We start from the raw sequence: 13,705 nt of genomic DNA, 5'->3' as shown, positions 1-13,705 counted from the left end.
TCCTTGTCTTCACCGGAAAAGCTCGCCGGCTCCGTTCTCGTATCGGGCTTCGACGGCACCACCGCACCGGATTGGCTGCGGCGCAAAGTGGCCGACGGTCTCGGCGGCGCGATCCTGTTCGGCCGCAATGTGGTCGACGACGAGCAGGTGGCCGCACTGAGCGCGCAGCTGCGGGCCGAACGGCCCGACGTGCTCATCGGCATCGACGAAGAAGGCGGTGACGTCACGCGGCTCGACGTCGCCACCGGCTCGTTCGTCCCGGGACCACTCGCACTCGGCGCCGCGGACGACGTCGAGCTGACGGCGTCGGTCGCCGCCGCGCTCGGCGAACGGCTGGCCGCTTGCGGGGTCACGATCAACTTCGCCCCGTGCGCGGACCTGACCCTGGCGGCGGAGGATCCCTCCATCGGGGTCAGGGCGTTCGGTTCGGATCCGGTGAAGGCGTCGCCGCACGTCGCGGCGTACATCACCGGTCTGCAGAAGTACGGCGTGGCCGCGGCGGCGAAGCACTTCCCCGGGCACGGGGCGGCGACCGACGATTCGCACCACGCGCTGCCGGTGCTGCCCCGGACCGAGGCGGAACTGCACGAGATCGAACTCGTCCCGTTCAAGGCGGCGATCGCGGCGGGGGTGCGCGCGGTGATGACCGGGCACCTCGTCGTGCCCGCGTGGGGTGACCTGCCCGCCACGCTCAACCCGAAGGCACTCACCGACGTCCTGCGCGGCGAGCTCGGCTTCACCGGCGCGGTGGTCACCGACGCGCTCGACATGGGCGCCGTCGCGGGCGAACTCGGCAAGACCGAGGGTGTCGGCCGGGCGTCGGTGCGTGCGCTGATCGCCGGCGCCGACGCGCTCTGCCTCGGCGGTGTGTCGTTCGAAGAGGACGAGCTGAACCAGATCGCCGCGGTCATCGCGGCCGCGGTCGAATCCGGTGAGCTGCCGCTGGAACGGCTGGTGGAGGCGTCGGAACGGGTCGCCGCGCTCGGCACTCCCCCGGTGTCGACGCCAGTCTCGCCGGTAAATCACCGGCTCGGCCTGGAGGCGGCGCGCAAGGCGTTGCGGATCCAGGGTTCGCCGAAGCTGGCCGGGCCGCCGCTGGTGATCGACATCGAGACCGAGCCGATCATCGCCGCGGGTCCGATGCCGTGGGGGCTCGGGTCGCAGCTGACCGAACTCGTGCCGGGCACCCGCGCGCTCAAGGTCACCGCGGACGGGATCGCGACCGCGATCGACGCCGTCCACGGCACCCGCGACCTCGTCGTGGTGACACGTGAGGCGCACCGGCATCCCGAGGTCCGCGAGTTCCTGACCTGGCTCCGGGAGGCAGGCGTGGACTACATCCGGGTCGAGACCGGCGTTCCCGGCCCCGACACCGACGGGCCGCGGATCGACACCTTCAGCGGGTCCTACGTCAGCCTCCGCGCCGCCGCGGAATACCTGGCCTGACGCCCCTCGCAATTCGTCCTCTAGTTGCGGTAGTTGCACGTGCAACTACCGCAACTAGAGGACGAATTGCGTTGAGGGGTTATTCGGTTGCGAAGCGGGCGACAGGGGTGTGTAGTCGGGAAGATCGGGTCCCGGCCTAGGAGACACTGCGTGGTGACGATGACGCGATCCGGTTACCACGCCAGGCAAAGCCACGCCCACGGCACCTCCGACAAGAGCATGTCCAGCACCGCGGGCGACTTCCGTGATCTGACGCCACTGGTGCCGATGGCGGCACTGCGTGAGGCCGGGACGACCGCGCACGAACCGATGCACCGGTTCACCGTCCAGGCCCCGGCCGACACACTCAGGCCGGTCACCGCGCTGCTGGCGCGGGCTCACGCCGTCCCGCGTACGACGCTTACGAAAGGCCCGACCGCGGAGCTGGACGACGAGATCCCGGCGGCGAAAACCCATGAGGTGCACCGCTTCCTGCCCTCGGCGTCCCGGGGAGAGGGTGCGAGGGAGACCGTCTCCCACGGCTACCGGCACGTCCGAGTTTTCAAGTGACTGAGGAACGGAGAACACCATGGTTTCACGGCTCGGAGTCAGGATCCCGCGAGAACTGCCCGCCGCACGGCTGATCGGTCTGGCCCGCCGCGCGGAACAGGAAGGCTTGGACGAGGTCTGGATCGTCGAGGACTGCTTCTACGCGGGCGGGATCGCCACGGCGTCGGCGGTGCTGGCGGCGACCGAGAAGATCACCCTCGGCATCGGCATCATGCCCGCCGTGGCCAGGAATCCGGCCATCGCGGCGATGGAGATCGCGGCACTGGCGGAGCTGTATCCGGGACGCCTGATCGTCGGGTTCGGGCACGGCGTGCCGGACTGGATGCGGCAGATCAACGCGTGGCCGAAGTCCGCGCTCGCCGCGTTCGAGGAAACGCTGGCGGTCATCCGGCGGCTGCTGGCCGGTGAACGCGTTTCCTTCGAGGGCAAGCACGTCCGGCTCGACGACGTCCAGCTGGAGTTCCCACCCGCGGTGCCGCCGAAGCTCATCGCCGGCGTGCGCGGCCCGAAGTCCCTCGCCGCCGCGGGCCGGGTGGCCGACGGGACGCTACTGGCCGAACCGGCGACCCCGGAGTACGTCCGCGCGACGCGGGACCTCATCGGGGTCGAGGGTCATTCGATCGCCACCTACAACTGGCTGTCCCTCGACGCCGACCCCGAGCGAGCCCGGGAGCGGGCACGAGCCGACGTCGCTTCCGCGATCGGGCCGAACTCGGGACCGGCGCTGAATCCGTTGGACTTCGGCGCCGAACTGCTGGCCGAGGTCGAGGCGAGCGCCGATGGAGCGGATCTGGCGCGGCGGCTCCGTCCGGAGTGGATCGACAGGCTGAGCATCAGCGGCCCGCTCGACCGTTGTGTCGAGCAGGTCCGCGCGCTGTACGCGGCCGGGACCGAATCCGTCGTCCTGCTCCCCCTGCTCGGTGAGCCGGAGGAGGAGTCCTTCGCCGCGGCGGGCCGGATCGCCGCGGCCCTGCGCGGCTGACGTCACCGCCTTCGGAGTGCCTTGACGACGGCGACCATGTCCTCGTCGCCGAAACCGAGCCGCGCGGCCTCGGCGTAAAGGGCACGGGACGCGTCGAGCAGCGGCAGGGTGAGTCCCGCTCGCCCTGCCGCCGCCGCGATCAGCTCGACATTGGCCAGGACGTTCTCGATCGAGGCCTGCGGCGCGAAATCCTCTTCGGCCAGTTTGGGTGCCTTGACCCGCAGGATCGGGCTGGCCAGCTGCCCCGCACCGAGGACGTCGGTGAGCAGGCCGAGGTCGAGCCCGTGCGTCCTGGCGAAGTGAACGGTCTCGGCCAGCCCGGTCACGACCGCGGTCAGCTGCACGTTGACCGCCAGCTTCATCAGAAGCCCGTTGGGTACCGGCCCGCAGTCCACGGCTTCCCGGCACAAGGCCCCGAGCAGCGACCGGATTTCCCCGATCGCCCCCGGGTCGCCCGCGAGCATGGCGACCAGCTCACCGGCCTCGGCCGGGATCCTCGAGCCGGAAACCGGCGCCTCCACGTACTTCGCCCCTGCCGCGAGGAGTTCGGTCTCGAGTCCGCGGGAATGCTCCGGTGCCGTCGTTCCCATGTGGACGATCGTGCGGCCGGCGAGCGCCGGCCGTCCGCGGTCGAGCACGGCATCGACGGCGGCCGCGTCCTTCAGCATCAGGATCACGACCTCGCAGCGCGTGAAGAGTTCCGCCGCGTCCCCGGCGACCTCGGCCCCCGCGGCCACCTGCTCCGAAGTCTTTCCGGGAGTGCGGTTCCAGACGAGCAGCGGGATTCCGGCCCGCGCCAGGTTCAGGGCCATCGGCCCGCCCATGCTGCCCAGCCCGGCGAAACCGACTCGTGAGATGACCATGGGACCCACTGTGCAGCATGGTCGCGCACCAGGGTGGCCGATGAGATGTTCCCGCCGGAAATCGCGAGGAATGCCCCTACGGCCACTCGAAAGCAGGTCCGTTCCACCCCTCGGTGTCCTTACCGCTCACCGGACCTTGTGTCGGGCCGGCCGTCACGCGAGTCGGCCCTCTGGTCACGCGAAACCGCCACCCGCACACCGCAGCAGGTACCTAAACACCCTTGGCCCTAACCGTCCTTACCACTCACGAGCCGGTCAGAAGGGGTGCACCATCCAGACATTCGCCTCCACGTAGACCCCGCAGTCCCGTTCGATGTTCGCGTGCACCGGCGCGATCCCGCCGGGGATCGCGTTGTCACCGTCGGCGAGTTTGACACCGGTCCACCTCCGCCAGTCCGCGATCGAGCCCGAAATGGTCACGGCGAACGGGCAGACCTTGATCATCCGCGCGCCGAGCCGTTCGTGGGTGCGCAGCCAGCGGTCGGCGAACAGGCCGTCCGCACGGCGCCGGACGGCGTACTCCTCCATGGGGACGTCCGGCTCGTCCTCCTTGCCGATCGGGCGCACCGAGACGATCAGCCGCTCCAGCCGTGTCTCCGCCGCTCGTGCCTTGAGTGCCTTCAGCATCGGCGTGGAGAGCCCGGTGCCACGCAGATGCGGGGCCACGACGACTTCGAGCGCGCACAGCGTGTCCGGCGCGCGGCCGTCCATGAGGTCTTGCGCGGCCCACTGGATCGCTTCGTCCCAGCCGTGTTCCGGCAGCTCCCGGCGGTCCTCGGCGGGATAGGTCAGCGGAACCGACAGCGCCCGCGCGATCGGCACACCTTCGTCGTCGAGCGCGATCAGGAAATACCGGGCCCAGTGCCGCAGGAACCGCTCCGGGGTGATCATCTTGCCACTGAAACCCCGGTAGATGAACTCACCCCCGACATCGCCGAGATTCAGCGCGGGATCGAGAAGATCGGGACGGGACGCAAGATCGACGATTCGCATGCCACCAAGTCAACCGAGACGATGATCGGCCCGATAGCTGCTTCCGGGCGATGATCAAGCAAGCTGGCGTGGTGTGGCCTGCAACCGGGAAAGGACGTCGGTGAGTCTGCCCGCGGCGACGTCCCACTCCTCGAGGACGCTGCTGCGCGCGAGCGCGGACGTCCGCAGGGAATGCCGGAGTTCGGCGTCGAGCGACCAGCGTGCCAACGCCGTCGCGAGCGCCGACGGATTGTTCGGCGGCACCAGCATGCCGGGGACTCCCCCGCCGGGCGCCATGCCGAGCGCGTCGTGCGTGCCGGCGGTTTCGGTGGCCACCACGGGGATCCCGCGCGCCAGCGCCTCGGCGACGACCAGCCCGGACGTGCCTCCCCTCGACGGGAGGACGAGCAGATCCGCGCCGTCGTAGACCAGGTCGAGGTCGTCCGGCGGCTGGATGAGGCTGATCCGGGAACCGAGCCCGAGCCGTTCGACCGTCCAGCGCAGTTCGTCTACGTAGGCCGGATCGTGGTGCGTCGCCCCGGCGAACACGCATTTGAACGCCAGTTCGTCGACCACCGAGAGCGCCTGGATCAGGACGTCCTGGCCGTGGCGCGGACTCATCGGTGCGAGACAAAGCAGCCGGGAGACGCCGTCGGCGCCGGCGGCGAGCGGCGCCGCGTCCGTGCCGGGTGTCGCGACGTAGACGCGGGTGGGGTCGAGGTCGTGCCGGTCGATCAGCTGCCGCGCGAGCCACGGCCCGGTGGCGACGATCATTCCCGCCAGCCGCAGGGTCTCCCGTTCGCACGCGTCGAGTTCGGCGGACCGCGCCGGATCGAGCGCGGGATCGTCGGCGAGCGGCCGGTGCACCAGGACGGCCAGCCGCAGCCGCCGGGCGTGCGGGATCACGATCTCCGGGACGCCGCAGGCGACCGTGCCGTCGATCAGGACGACGGTGTCGTCGGGCAACGCGGCGAGCGAACGGGCCAGTCTCGACCGGGCCGGCGGCCCCGGCATCGGCCAGTCACCGGCGATCGGCAGTTCCAGCAGCGGGAGACCGGTGGCCGGGAGGTTCTGGCACATGCGGCGGTCGTACTCGCCGCTGGTGTCCTCCACGTCCCCCGGCAGGACGAACACCACCGGCTCCGTGCCACGGAAAGTCGAGGTGAACACGGATTACCTCCAGATGCGGACGGCGGCCTTACCAGGAGACACGGATGCGGCGCCCGAACGGTTCACACTCGTGGAGAAGAAGTTTCAACCGTTCACGCGCGCGATGGCGGCGACGATCTCGTCGCGCAGGCCCGCCCCGACCGCGATGGTGGCCGCCGAGCGCACCGTGTGGTCACCGCCGTCGGTGTCGACGACCACTCCCCCGGCCTCGCGGACCAGCAGGACACCCGCCATCGTGTCCCACGGTTTGTTGGCGAGGATGACACTCGCGTCGAGTTTGCCGTGCGCGATCCAGGCCAGGTCGATCGCCGCGGAGCCGAGGAACCGGATCCGCTGCACGCGGCCACCGAGTTCGGCCAGCAACGCCATCCGGACGCGGTTCTTGACCTCCGCACCCTCACCGACCGCGAAGTCGCCGATCGACACGATCGCGTCGGACAGCTTCGTCGCCTTCGAGGCTTCGAGACGCTCATCGCCCGCGTACGCGCCCTGGCCCTCGACAGCGGTGTACGTGACGTCGAGGAACGGGAGGGAGATCGCCGCGACCGTACTCTTCATGCCGTCGACGAGGCCGAGCGAAACCCCGCACAGCGGGATGCCGCGCGCGAAGTTGGCCGTGCCGTCGACCGGGTCGAGCGCCCACCAGAGGTCCTTGTCACCCTCGTGACCGCGTTCCTCGCCGAGGATGCCGATCTCCGGGGTCTCGCGCGCCAGGAATTCGCGCACGGCGTCCTCGACGGCGAGGTCGACGTCGGTCACCATGTCACGATCACCTTTGGTGACAACGGAAAACGACGTCATCGAGCGGATAATCCCGGTCGCCTTCGCGACGGCCTCGCGGGCGATGGACAACAATGCGGCGTGGTCGGACATATGGGTACCGTAGCCCGGTGAACCTGTTCCCGACGGCCACGACGGCCGACGAGCGCGCCCGGGGCGCCGACGTCGCGGTGCTGCCGATCGGCAGTTTCGAACAGCACGGCGCGCACCTCCCGCTCGCCACCGACGCGGTGATCGCGACGACGATCGCCGACGCCCTCGCCTCGGCGTACCCGGTGCTGCGGCTCCCGCCGATCACGATCGCGTGCTCACACGAACACGCGGACTGGGCAGGGACGGTCAGCATCTCGGCCGCGACGCTGTACGCCGTGGTGAACGACGTCGCCGCCTCGCTGCGGCGGTCCGGGGTGCCGAAACTGGTGCTGGTGAACGCGCACGGCGGCAACTACGTCCTGTCCAATGTGGTCCAGGAGTCCTCCTCGCCGATGGCGCTGTTCCCCGGTGTCGAAGGCTGGCAGGCCGCGCACGACGCGGCCGGGCTGGAGACGTCCCTGGACAGTGACATGCACGCCGGGGAACTGGAGACCTCCCTTCTGCTGCACGCACATCCTTCGCTGGTCCGGCCCGGTTTCGCGGCGGCGGATCACCTGGCCGACGACCGGCGACACCTGCTGACGGCCGGATTGCGGCCGTACTCGGAGTCCGGTGTGGTGGGGCGCCCTTCGCTGGGGACGGCGGAGAAGGGACGGCTGGTGCTGGAGTCACTCGTACGGAGCTTCGGGGAGACTCTGGCCGCGCTGAGCTGAAGGGGACTTTCCCCGCATAAGACGTGGGGAAAGCGCCCTTCACCGCGTGAGACGCGGGGAAAGTCCCCTTCAGCTCCCCACGATCGCGTCCAGGTGCGGCAGGAAGTGATGCATCCGCTCCTGTTTCGTCCGCAGGTACCGCAAATTCTCGTCGTTGGGCATGACCAGCAGCGGCACCCGCTCGCTGATCCGCACACCATGCCGCTTCAGCTCGTCGACCTTTGTCGGATTGTTGGACAGCAGCCGCACCGACCGCACGCCGAGGTCGGTCAGGATCTCCGCCGCCGCACCGTAGTCGCGCGCGTCCACCGGCAGTCCGAGCGCGATGTTCGCCTCGACGGTGTCGAGCCCTTCGTCCTGCAGCCGCATCGCCTTCAGCTTCGCGAGCAGGCCGATGCCTCGCCCTTCGTGCCCCTGGGCGTACACGAGGACTCCGGCGCCTGCCTCGACGATCGCCCGCAGTGCGGCGGCGAGCTGGTCACCGCATTCGCAGTGCATCGAGCCGAACACGTCACCGGTCAGGCATTCCGAGTGGACCCGCGCCAGCGTGTCGAAGCCCGTGACCTCGCCGTGCACCAACGCCATCTGCTCGGTGCCGTCGGCGTCCAGGTACCCGTACGCGCGGAAAAGGCCGTAACGGGTCGGCAGTCTGGTCTCTACGACCCTCTCCACTGTCATCGCGTTTCTCCTATCCGTACGGGTACCCCGAGGCGCGGTGCGGCGGGCGCGTAAAGCCTGACAAAACGGACTAGCACGGCCGCGCCGGGAAGGCTCGCGACGAGCGCGAGCACGCCATAGACGACGGCCACGGTGACGCCCTGCGCCGAGCCGAGCCCGGCCGCGCCGAACAGCAGCGCGCAAACGCCTTCGCGCGGGCCCCAGCCGCCGATGTTCAGCGGCAACCCCATCGCCAGCAGGGCGAGGATCATGAGCGGCACCAGTTCCCCGACCGGCGCGGTGACCCCGGTGGCCCGCGCGGCGACGACGAACAGGGCGAGATGCCCCGCGAGGGTGGCCGCCGAAAGCAGGCTCACGCCGGGCCAGGTCTCCTTGGTCAGCAGGCCGAGCCGGACGTCGGCGAGGGTGACGGCGAAACCGCGGCGCCATTTCGATCCACTGTGGATCCAGTGCTTTCCCGCTGTCAGCCCGGTGATGACGGCCGCGAGGGCGAGAACGACGATCACGATCCCGGCGGTCATGACGACCCCGTCGATCGGCGGCGGCACCACGGAAGGCGTACTGAGCACGACGGCGACCGAAGCGCCGATCACCGCGATCTGCCCGGCCGTCCGCTCCAGCACCACCGCGCGGACGCCGCGCAGGACGTCGCCGGATTGGCGGCCGTGCCGCACGGCGCGGTCGACGTCGCCGAGCATCCCCGCCGGCAGGACGCCGTTGAGGAACAACGCGCGGTAGTACTCGCCGACGGCGTTCCACAGCGACAGCTTGAGACTCAGCCGCCGCGCGACCAGGCACCATCGCCAGGCGCTGAAAAGCGTGGTGGCGAAACCGATTCCGAGCGCGGCGGCGACACCTGTGACGTCGACCTCGCGTAGCCCGTCCAGGAACGCCTTGGTGCCCAGTTGCCAGACGAGCACGGCGAGGATGCCGAGCGCGCCGAGGATCCGCAACCGAGGCCAGAGCCGCTTCATGCCGGTACCACCAGCAGATCCTCATGCTGGATCAGCACGTTCAGCTCGCCTGCCGCACACTGCGCGAGCCGCCACCGCAGGTAGGCGTCGCCGTCCGAGGAAAGCTCCGGCCGCTGCTCGCATGCGGCCCCGACCCAGCCGGTGAGCCATTCCGCGGTCAGCGCGGCCTGATCCGCGCCGAGCCGCCACGGGCTCGGGGCACGCCGCACGGTGGCACCGAGCCGTTCGAAGACCCCGAACGCGACGTCCACCGCGTCGGGGCCGAGCAGCCACCGGCCGCCGGTCACCCGGCGCTGGTGCGCGTTGAAGGCGTCGGAGATCTCGACGTCGAAACTCTCCTTGGGCGACAGCACCACCCGGCCCGAAACGCTCAACGTGAACAACACCGCGCAGCCCGCTTCGACACACGCTTCCGCCAGCTTGGTCATCTCCTCGGCGGTGAGCAGGTCGAGCAGCGCCGAGGCCGCCACCAGCGACGTCCCGGCGAGGTCTGCCGCTCGCAACTCGATGATGTCCCGCCGTTCGGTGACGACATCGACCTCGCTTCCGTCCAACGCGTGCTCCGGACGGCTCGTGCGGGCCAGCGCGTGCGTGAGCAGGTCTTCGTCTCGGTCGTGCAAAATCCAGCGCTGACGGCCGGGCAGCCGCCGGGCCAGCCAGCGGCCGAGTGACCCGGTACCGCAGCCGAGGTCCCGGATCACGACCTCGTCCTGTGTCCGCAGGAACGCGCGCACGGGCTCGACCAGTTCGGTCGCGCGGGCGGCGGCGTCGGCGTCTTCGCGCAGTCGCAGCCAACTGGGGGCGTACTTGGTCATGCCGCCGTCCTTTCGTTCAGCAGCACGGCGGCGACACCGCGGGCGGTCGCGTCCCAGCCGGTCAGCGTCTCGCGGCGGAGGCGAGCGGAGGCGCGAAGCCGGTCTCGCAGTTCAGGTTCGGTCAGCCAGCGTCGCAGGGCCGCGGCCAGCGCGCTGACGTCCTCCCCCGGGACGAGCAGGCCGGGCACGCTGCCGTCGGGCGCCTGACCGAGCGTGTCCGGCAGGGCGTCGACAGCGGTCACCAGTACCGGGATGCCGTGCGCGAGCGCCTCGGTGACGACCATGCCGTAGGTCTCCGCGCGCGAAGGCAACACAAGGAGGTCTGCGGCGGCGTATGTCGCTTCGAGCGCTTCGCCGGTCCGAGGACCAGTGAGAGTGAACCTGTCGCCGAGAGTGTGTCGCCGCAGGCGCTCGACATAGCGGGTCTCGCGGCGGGCAGCGCCGACGCATTCACAGATCCACGGGAGATCCTTCAACGACTTCAGCGCGTCCGCGAGCAGTCCCTGTCCCTTGCGCGGAGTCACGTTGGCGACGCAGACGAGATGCGTGCCGTCGAGGCTCCCGGACGAGATTTCGGCCTTGTCGACACCAGGCGGCACCACGTGCACGCGATGCGGGGCCAGGTCGTGGTGCTCGATCAGCCGTCGCGCCGCCCAATCACTGGTCGCGACCACGGTCTCGACCGCGCCAAGCGTCTCCCGCTCCAGCCGGTCCAGTTCGGCGGCGAGCGAAGGCGAAAGTCCCGTTTCGTCGGCCAGCGGCAGATGCACCAGCACCGCGATCGACAGCCGCCGCGACGCGGGCACGATCACCTCGGGCACCCCGCAGGCGACCAGCCCGTCGACAAGGACGGCCGAACCTTCGGGCAGTCCGGCGAGCTTGCGCGCCAGTACCTTGCGCGCCTCGGTGTCGGGCCGCGGCCAGTTGCCGCGCACGGCGATCTCGTGGACCTCCACGCCTGTCGCGGCGAGACCGTCGCACAGGCGGCGGTCGTAGACGTTGCCGCCGCTCGGTGCGCTCAGGTCGTCGATGTCGTTGGGCAGGACGACGTGGAGACCACTCACAGCGCACGCTCGTAACTCGCCCACGCGACATGGGATTCGTGCAGCGCGACGGTGATCCCCTCGAGCCCGCGGGCGCTCTCACCGAGCGCTCCCGCGTGGACACGACCGGCGAGCCTGTCGGCGATGACCTTCGCCAGGAACTCCGTCGACGTGTTGATCCCGGCGAACTCCGGCACGTCGTCGAGGTTGCGGTAGTTCAGGTCGGCGAGCGCCGCTTTGAGCTCTTCGGTCGCCTTGCCGATGTCGACGACGATGTTGTCGGCGTCCAGTGTGGACCGGCGGAACGTCGCGTCCACCACGAAGGTCGCGCCGTGCAGTTTCCGCGCGGGTCCGAAGACCTCGCCCTGGAAGCTGTGGGCCACCATGACATGGTCGCGGACGGTGATGCTGAACAACGGACCTCCTCCGATAGTGCGGCTACCGCGTGTCCTCCCCGTGATACGTGACACGGAGGCAGAGCGTTCCTGGTTCATTCGCGGCCAGCCGCCCCACGACGTCCGGTAGCTCACCGAACCGGCATTCCCCGCTGACCAGCACCTTAAAGGCGGGGTCCGACAAAATGTGCAAAGCGAGAGCCAGGCGGTCGCCGTAGCTTCGGTTCGTGCGGCGAGCGGGCGAGACCATGCCGACCTGGCTGGAGCGGATCGCCAGCCGTCGTGAGTGGAAGTTCTCGCCGAGCGGGATGCTGACGCGGCGGTCGCCGTACCAGCTCAGCTCGATGACCTCGCCCTCCGGCGCGAGCAGTTCCAGCGAGCGCGCCAGCCCGGCCTCGGTAGCGCTGGCGTGCACGACGAGGTCGCAGTCGCCCAGCGCGTCCTCCGGTGCCGAGAAGTCGACACCGAGCGCTTCGGCGATCTTCGCGCGCTCCGGGTCGACGTCGATCAGCTGGACCCGGGTCGCCGGGAAACCCGCCAGCAGTTTCGCGACGCTGCTGCCGACCATGCCGGCACCGACCACCGCGATCCGGTCGCCGAGCTTCGGCGCCGCGTCCCAGACGGCGTTGACCGCGGTCTCGATCGTCCCGGCGAGGATCGCGCGCTCCGGCGGCACCCCGCGCGGCACCGGCGTGACGGCCGACGCGGGCACGACGTAGCGGGTCTGATGCGGATAGAGACAGAACACGACTTGCCCGACGAGCCCGTCCGGACCTTGTTCGACCACACCGACATTGAGGTAGCCGTACTTGACCGGACCGGGGAAATCGCCTTCCTGGAACGGCGCGCGCATGGCTTCTCGTTGACTCGGCGGGACCTCGCCGCGGAAGACGAGCGTCTCGGTACCCCGGCTCACGCCGGAGTACAGGGTGCGGACCAGCACCTCGCCGTCTCCGACCGAAGGAAGCGTGACCGGCCTGAGCTCGCCGTCACCGGAACCACTGAACCAGAAGGCGCGTTCCATCGTGTCCTCTCGTATCGGACCTTCGAGACGGGTCTTCCATCTTGTCCATTCACATCGGACCTTCGAGACGGGTCTTCCATCTTGTCCATTCACATCGGACCCTGGAAACGGGTTCGCCGTCACCATAACGAGGAGGCCTCGTGATCAACCCCGGAATCTTCCTGGGGATTTTCGTCCAGCTGGCCTTGCTGGGGACGCTGGACGCCGTCACCGGTCTGGGCCCGCTGGGCTGGATCGCCGGAGCGGCCTACGGCGTCGCCGTCGGCGGATTCCTGACCTACGGCCTGAACCGGAGCACCGCGCGCTCCCTCGGCCCGGCCGACGCCGTCACGCTCGGGCGCTCCGGGCTGGTCGGCTGTGTGACCGCGCTCGTCGTCAACACCGCGGGCCGGGAGACCGTCACGATGGTCGTCATCGCGTCGGTCGCGCTCGCACTGGACGCCGTCGACGGCCAGGTAGCGCGCCGTACCGGAACGGCGTCACCCCTCGGCGCGCGTTTCGACATGGAAATCGACGCGTATCTGATCCTGATCCTGAGCGTGGTCGTCGCCCAGTCGCTGGGCCCTTGGGTGCTCACGATCGGCGCGATGCGCTACGTCTTCGTCGCCGCGAGCCGGCTGTGGCCGTGGTTGAACAGCCCGCTGCCGCCGAACATGGCGCGGAAAACGGTCGCGGCGGTGCAGGGCATCGCGCTGGTCGCGGTGGTTTCGACGATCCTGCCACTTTGGGCCGGTTTCGCGGTCACGCTGGGCGCGCTGGGACTGCTGACGTGGTCTTTCGGGCGCGACACGTGGTGGCTGCTGGAGCGGCACGCCTTCGCCGCCACTCCCGCCGAGGTCGCGTGATCACGCGTACTGGGCTTCGCCGTTCCCGAACGACCAGTTGATCAGCTCCGTCTCGTTGATCGTCACAAGCACATTCCGCGGCTCCGTCCCCGCGTACTCCTCGGCGAGTTCCGCGATCCGCCGGTACAGCGCCCTCTTCCGCTCGTCGGTGCGGCCCGGTCGCATGGTGATCGCGACGAACACGACCCCCTCGTCCCGGTGAATTCCCAGGTAGTCGTCGTACTTGAGGGTGCTCCGGCCGTTCAGGACCTGGAAGCGGTCGTCGGCCGGGATGTCGAGCGTCTCGACCATCGCGTCGTGGACGGCGTTGCCGAGGGCTTCGAGCTTTTCGGTTCCCAGTGCGTCGATGCGAACGAAGGGCAT

General features: G+C 69.7%; 16 protein-coding genes. 5 read left to right on the top strand and 11 right to left on the bottom strand.

The genetic code is table 11. The annotated features are described in order from the left end of the window. Positions 1–3: 3 nt before the first annotated feature. From ACM6LR_RS36165 to ACM6LR_RS36155, 3 genes are all read left to right on the top strand, one after another. Positions 4–1,446, top strand: coding sequence for a glycoside hydrolase family 3 protein (locus tag ACM6LR_RS36165; RefSeq protein ID WP_414945400.1), 1,443 nt, complete (start codon positions 4–6; stop codon positions 1,444–1,446). A gap of 159 nt (positions 1,447–1,605) precedes the next feature. Continuing rightward, positions 1,606–1,995, top strand: coding sequence for a hypothetical protein (locus tag ACM6LR_RS36160; protein WP_414945412.1), 390 nt, complete (start codon positions 1,606–1,608; stop codon positions 1,993–1,995). A 19-nt stretch (positions 1,996–2,014) separates the two neighbouring features. Continuing rightward, positions 2,015–2,977 (top strand): LLM class flavin-dependent oxidoreductase, encoded by a 963-nt coding sequence (locus tag ACM6LR_RS36155; RefSeq protein ID WP_414945399.1) that lies wholly within the window; start codon positions 2,015–2,017, stop codon positions 2,975–2,977. A 2-nt stretch (positions 2,978–2,979) separates the two neighbouring features. Here ACM6LR_RS36155 and ACM6LR_RS36150 read toward each other — a convergent pair whose 3' ends face one another. The 4 genes from ACM6LR_RS36150 to ACM6LR_RS36135 all read right to left on the bottom strand — a co-directional run bounded on the left by ACM6LR_RS36150 (position 2,980) and on the right by ACM6LR_RS36135 (position 6,855). Continuing rightward, positions 2,980–3,840, bottom strand: coding sequence for an NAD(P)-dependent oxidoreductase (locus ACM6LR_RS36150; protein ID WP_414945398.1), 861 nt, complete (start codon positions 3,838–3,840; stop codon positions 2,980–2,982). A gap of 255 nt (positions 3,841–4,095) precedes the next feature. Beyond that, the gene (locus ACM6LR_RS36145) at positions 4,096–4,833 is read right to left on the bottom strand and encodes a Long-chain-fatty-acid--CoA ligase (RefSeq protein ID WP_414945397.1); all 738 of its coding nucleotides are present in this window, start codon (positions 4,831–4,833) and stop codon (positions 4,096–4,098) included. A 54-nt stretch (positions 4,834–4,887) separates the two neighbouring features. Then, a complete protein-coding gene (locus ACM6LR_RS36140) occupies positions 4,888–5,982 on the bottom strand; it encodes a glycosyltransferase family 4 protein (protein WP_414940080.1) in 1,095 nt (364 codons plus the stop codon). Between the two features lie 84 nt (positions 5,983–6,066). Next, positions 6,067–6,855, bottom strand: a complete 789-nt coding sequence (locus ACM6LR_RS36135) for an inositol monophosphatase family protein (protein ID WP_414945396.1) — start codon at positions 6,853–6,855, stop codon at positions 6,067–6,069. Positions 6,856–6,872: 17 nt separating this feature from the next. On the opposite strand from ACM6LR_RS36135, the gene ACM6LR_RS36130 reads away from it, so the two are divergent. Next, positions 6,873–7,568: a creatininase family protein gene (locus tag ACM6LR_RS36130; protein ID WP_414940082.1), complete on the top strand. Its 696-nt coding sequence runs from the start codon at positions 6,873–6,875 to the stop codon at positions 7,566–7,568. A 69-nt stretch (positions 7,569–7,637) separates the two neighbouring features. Here the strand turns inward: ACM6LR_RS36130 and ribA are convergent, their stop codons facing one another. From ribA to ACM6LR_RS36100, 6 genes are read right to left on the bottom strand one after another with little or no spacing between them, the layout of a single operon-like run. After that, positions 7,638–8,246 carry a GTP cyclohydrolase II gene (gene ribA, locus ACM6LR_RS36125; protein ID WP_414940083.1) on the bottom strand — a complete coding sequence of 203 codons (609 nt, stop codon included), beginning with the start codon at positions 8,244–8,246 and terminating at the stop codon, positions 7,638–7,640. Then, positions 8,243–9,220: a lysylphosphatidylglycerol synthase transmembrane domain-containing protein gene (locus tag ACM6LR_RS36120; protein ID WP_414940084.1), complete on the bottom strand. Its 978-nt coding sequence runs from the start codon at positions 9,218–9,220 to the stop codon at positions 8,243–8,245. Before ACM6LR_RS36120 ends, ribA begins: the two co-directional genes overlap by 4 nt. Next, positions 9,217–10,035, bottom strand: coding sequence for an SAM-dependent methyltransferase (locus ACM6LR_RS36115; protein ID WP_414945395.1), 819 nt, complete (start codon positions 10,033–10,035; stop codon positions 9,217–9,219). The genes ACM6LR_RS36120 and ACM6LR_RS36115 overlap by 4 nt, the downstream gene beginning before the upstream one ends. Then, complete coding sequence (locus tag ACM6LR_RS36110; RefSeq protein WP_414940086.1) at positions 10,032–11,099, bottom strand: glycosyltransferase family 4 protein; 1,068 nt, start codon at positions 11,097–11,099, stop codon at positions 10,032–10,034. Before ACM6LR_RS36110 ends, ACM6LR_RS36115 begins: the two co-directional genes overlap by 4 nt. Beyond that, entirely contained in the window at positions 11,096–11,494 is a 399-nt protein-coding gene (locus ACM6LR_RS36105; RefSeq protein ID WP_414940087.1) for a 6-pyruvoyl trahydropterin synthase family protein, read from the bottom strand. The genes ACM6LR_RS36110 and ACM6LR_RS36105 overlap by 4 nt, the downstream gene beginning before the upstream one ends. Positions 11,495–11,516: 22 nt before the next feature. Next, the gene (locus ACM6LR_RS36100; protein WP_414945394.1) at positions 11,517–12,497 is read right to left on the bottom strand and encodes a zinc-dependent alcohol dehydrogenase; all 981 of its coding nucleotides are present in this window, start codon (positions 12,495–12,497) and stop codon (positions 11,517–11,519) included. A 140-nt stretch (positions 12,498–12,637) separates the two neighbouring features. Between ACM6LR_RS36100 and ACM6LR_RS36095 the strand changes: the two genes are divergently transcribed. Further along, the gene (locus tag ACM6LR_RS36095; protein WP_414945393.1) at positions 12,638–13,342 is read left to right on the top strand and encodes a CDP-alcohol phosphatidyltransferase family protein; all 705 of its coding nucleotides are present in this window, start codon (positions 12,638–12,640) and stop codon (positions 13,340–13,342) included. Here the strand turns inward: ACM6LR_RS36095 and ACM6LR_RS36090 are convergent, their stop codons facing one another. Further along, entirely contained in the window at positions 13,343–13,705 is a 363-nt protein-coding gene (locus ACM6LR_RS36090) for a tautomerase family protein (RefSeq protein ID WP_414940090.1), read from the bottom strand.

The organism is Amycolatopsis sp. cmx-11-32 (genome assembly GCF_047608695.1).
Lineage (GTDB): Bacteria > Actinomycetota > Actinomycetes > Mycobacteriales > Pseudonocardiaceae > Amycolatopsis.
Note: the sequence above shows the minus strand (reverse complement) of the source record. Positions and strands in the feature narration are given on the sequence as shown.

Bases quoted from the DNA above. Each gene is read 5' to 3' on its own strand.
- ACM6LR_RS36155 (WP_414945399.1), top strand. From the start codon at position 2,015: ATGGTTTCACGGCTCGGAGTCAGGATCCCGCGAGAACTGCCCGCCGCA.
- ACM6LR_RS36145 (WP_414945397.1), bottom strand. From the start codon at position 4,833: ATGCGAATCGTCGATCTTGCGTCCCGTCCCGATCTTCTCGATCCCGCG.
- ACM6LR_RS36160 (WP_414945412.1), top strand. From the start codon at position 1,606: ATGACGCGATCCGGTTACCACGCCAGGCAAAGCCACGCCCACGGCACC.
- ACM6LR_RS36100 (WP_414945394.1), bottom strand. From the start codon at position 12,497: ATGGAACGCGCCTTCTGGTTCAGTGGTTCCGGTGACGGCGAGCTCAGG.
- ribA (WP_414940083.1), bottom strand. From the start codon at position 8,246: ATGACAGTGGAGAGGGTCGTAGAGACCAGACTGCCGACCCGTTACGGC.
- ACM6LR_RS36135 (WP_414945396.1), bottom strand. From the start codon at position 6,855: ATGTCCGACCACGCCGCATTGTTGTCCATCGCCCGCGAGGCCGTCGCG.
- ACM6LR_RS36120 (WP_414940084.1), bottom strand. From the start codon at position 9,220: ATGAAGCGGCTCTGGCCTCGGTTGCGGATCCTCGGCGCGCTCGGCATC.
- ACM6LR_RS36090 (WP_414940090.1), bottom strand. From the start codon at position 13,705: ATGCCCTTCGTTCGCATCGACGCACTGGGAACCGAAAAGCTCGAAGCC.
- ACM6LR_RS36150 (WP_414945398.1), bottom strand. From the start codon at position 3,840: ATGGTCATCTCACGAGTCGGTTTCGCCGGGCTGGGCAGCATGGGCGGG.
- ACM6LR_RS36115 (WP_414945395.1), bottom strand. From the start codon at position 10,035: ATGACCAAGTACGCCCCCAGTTGGCTGCGACTGCGCGAAGACGCCGAC.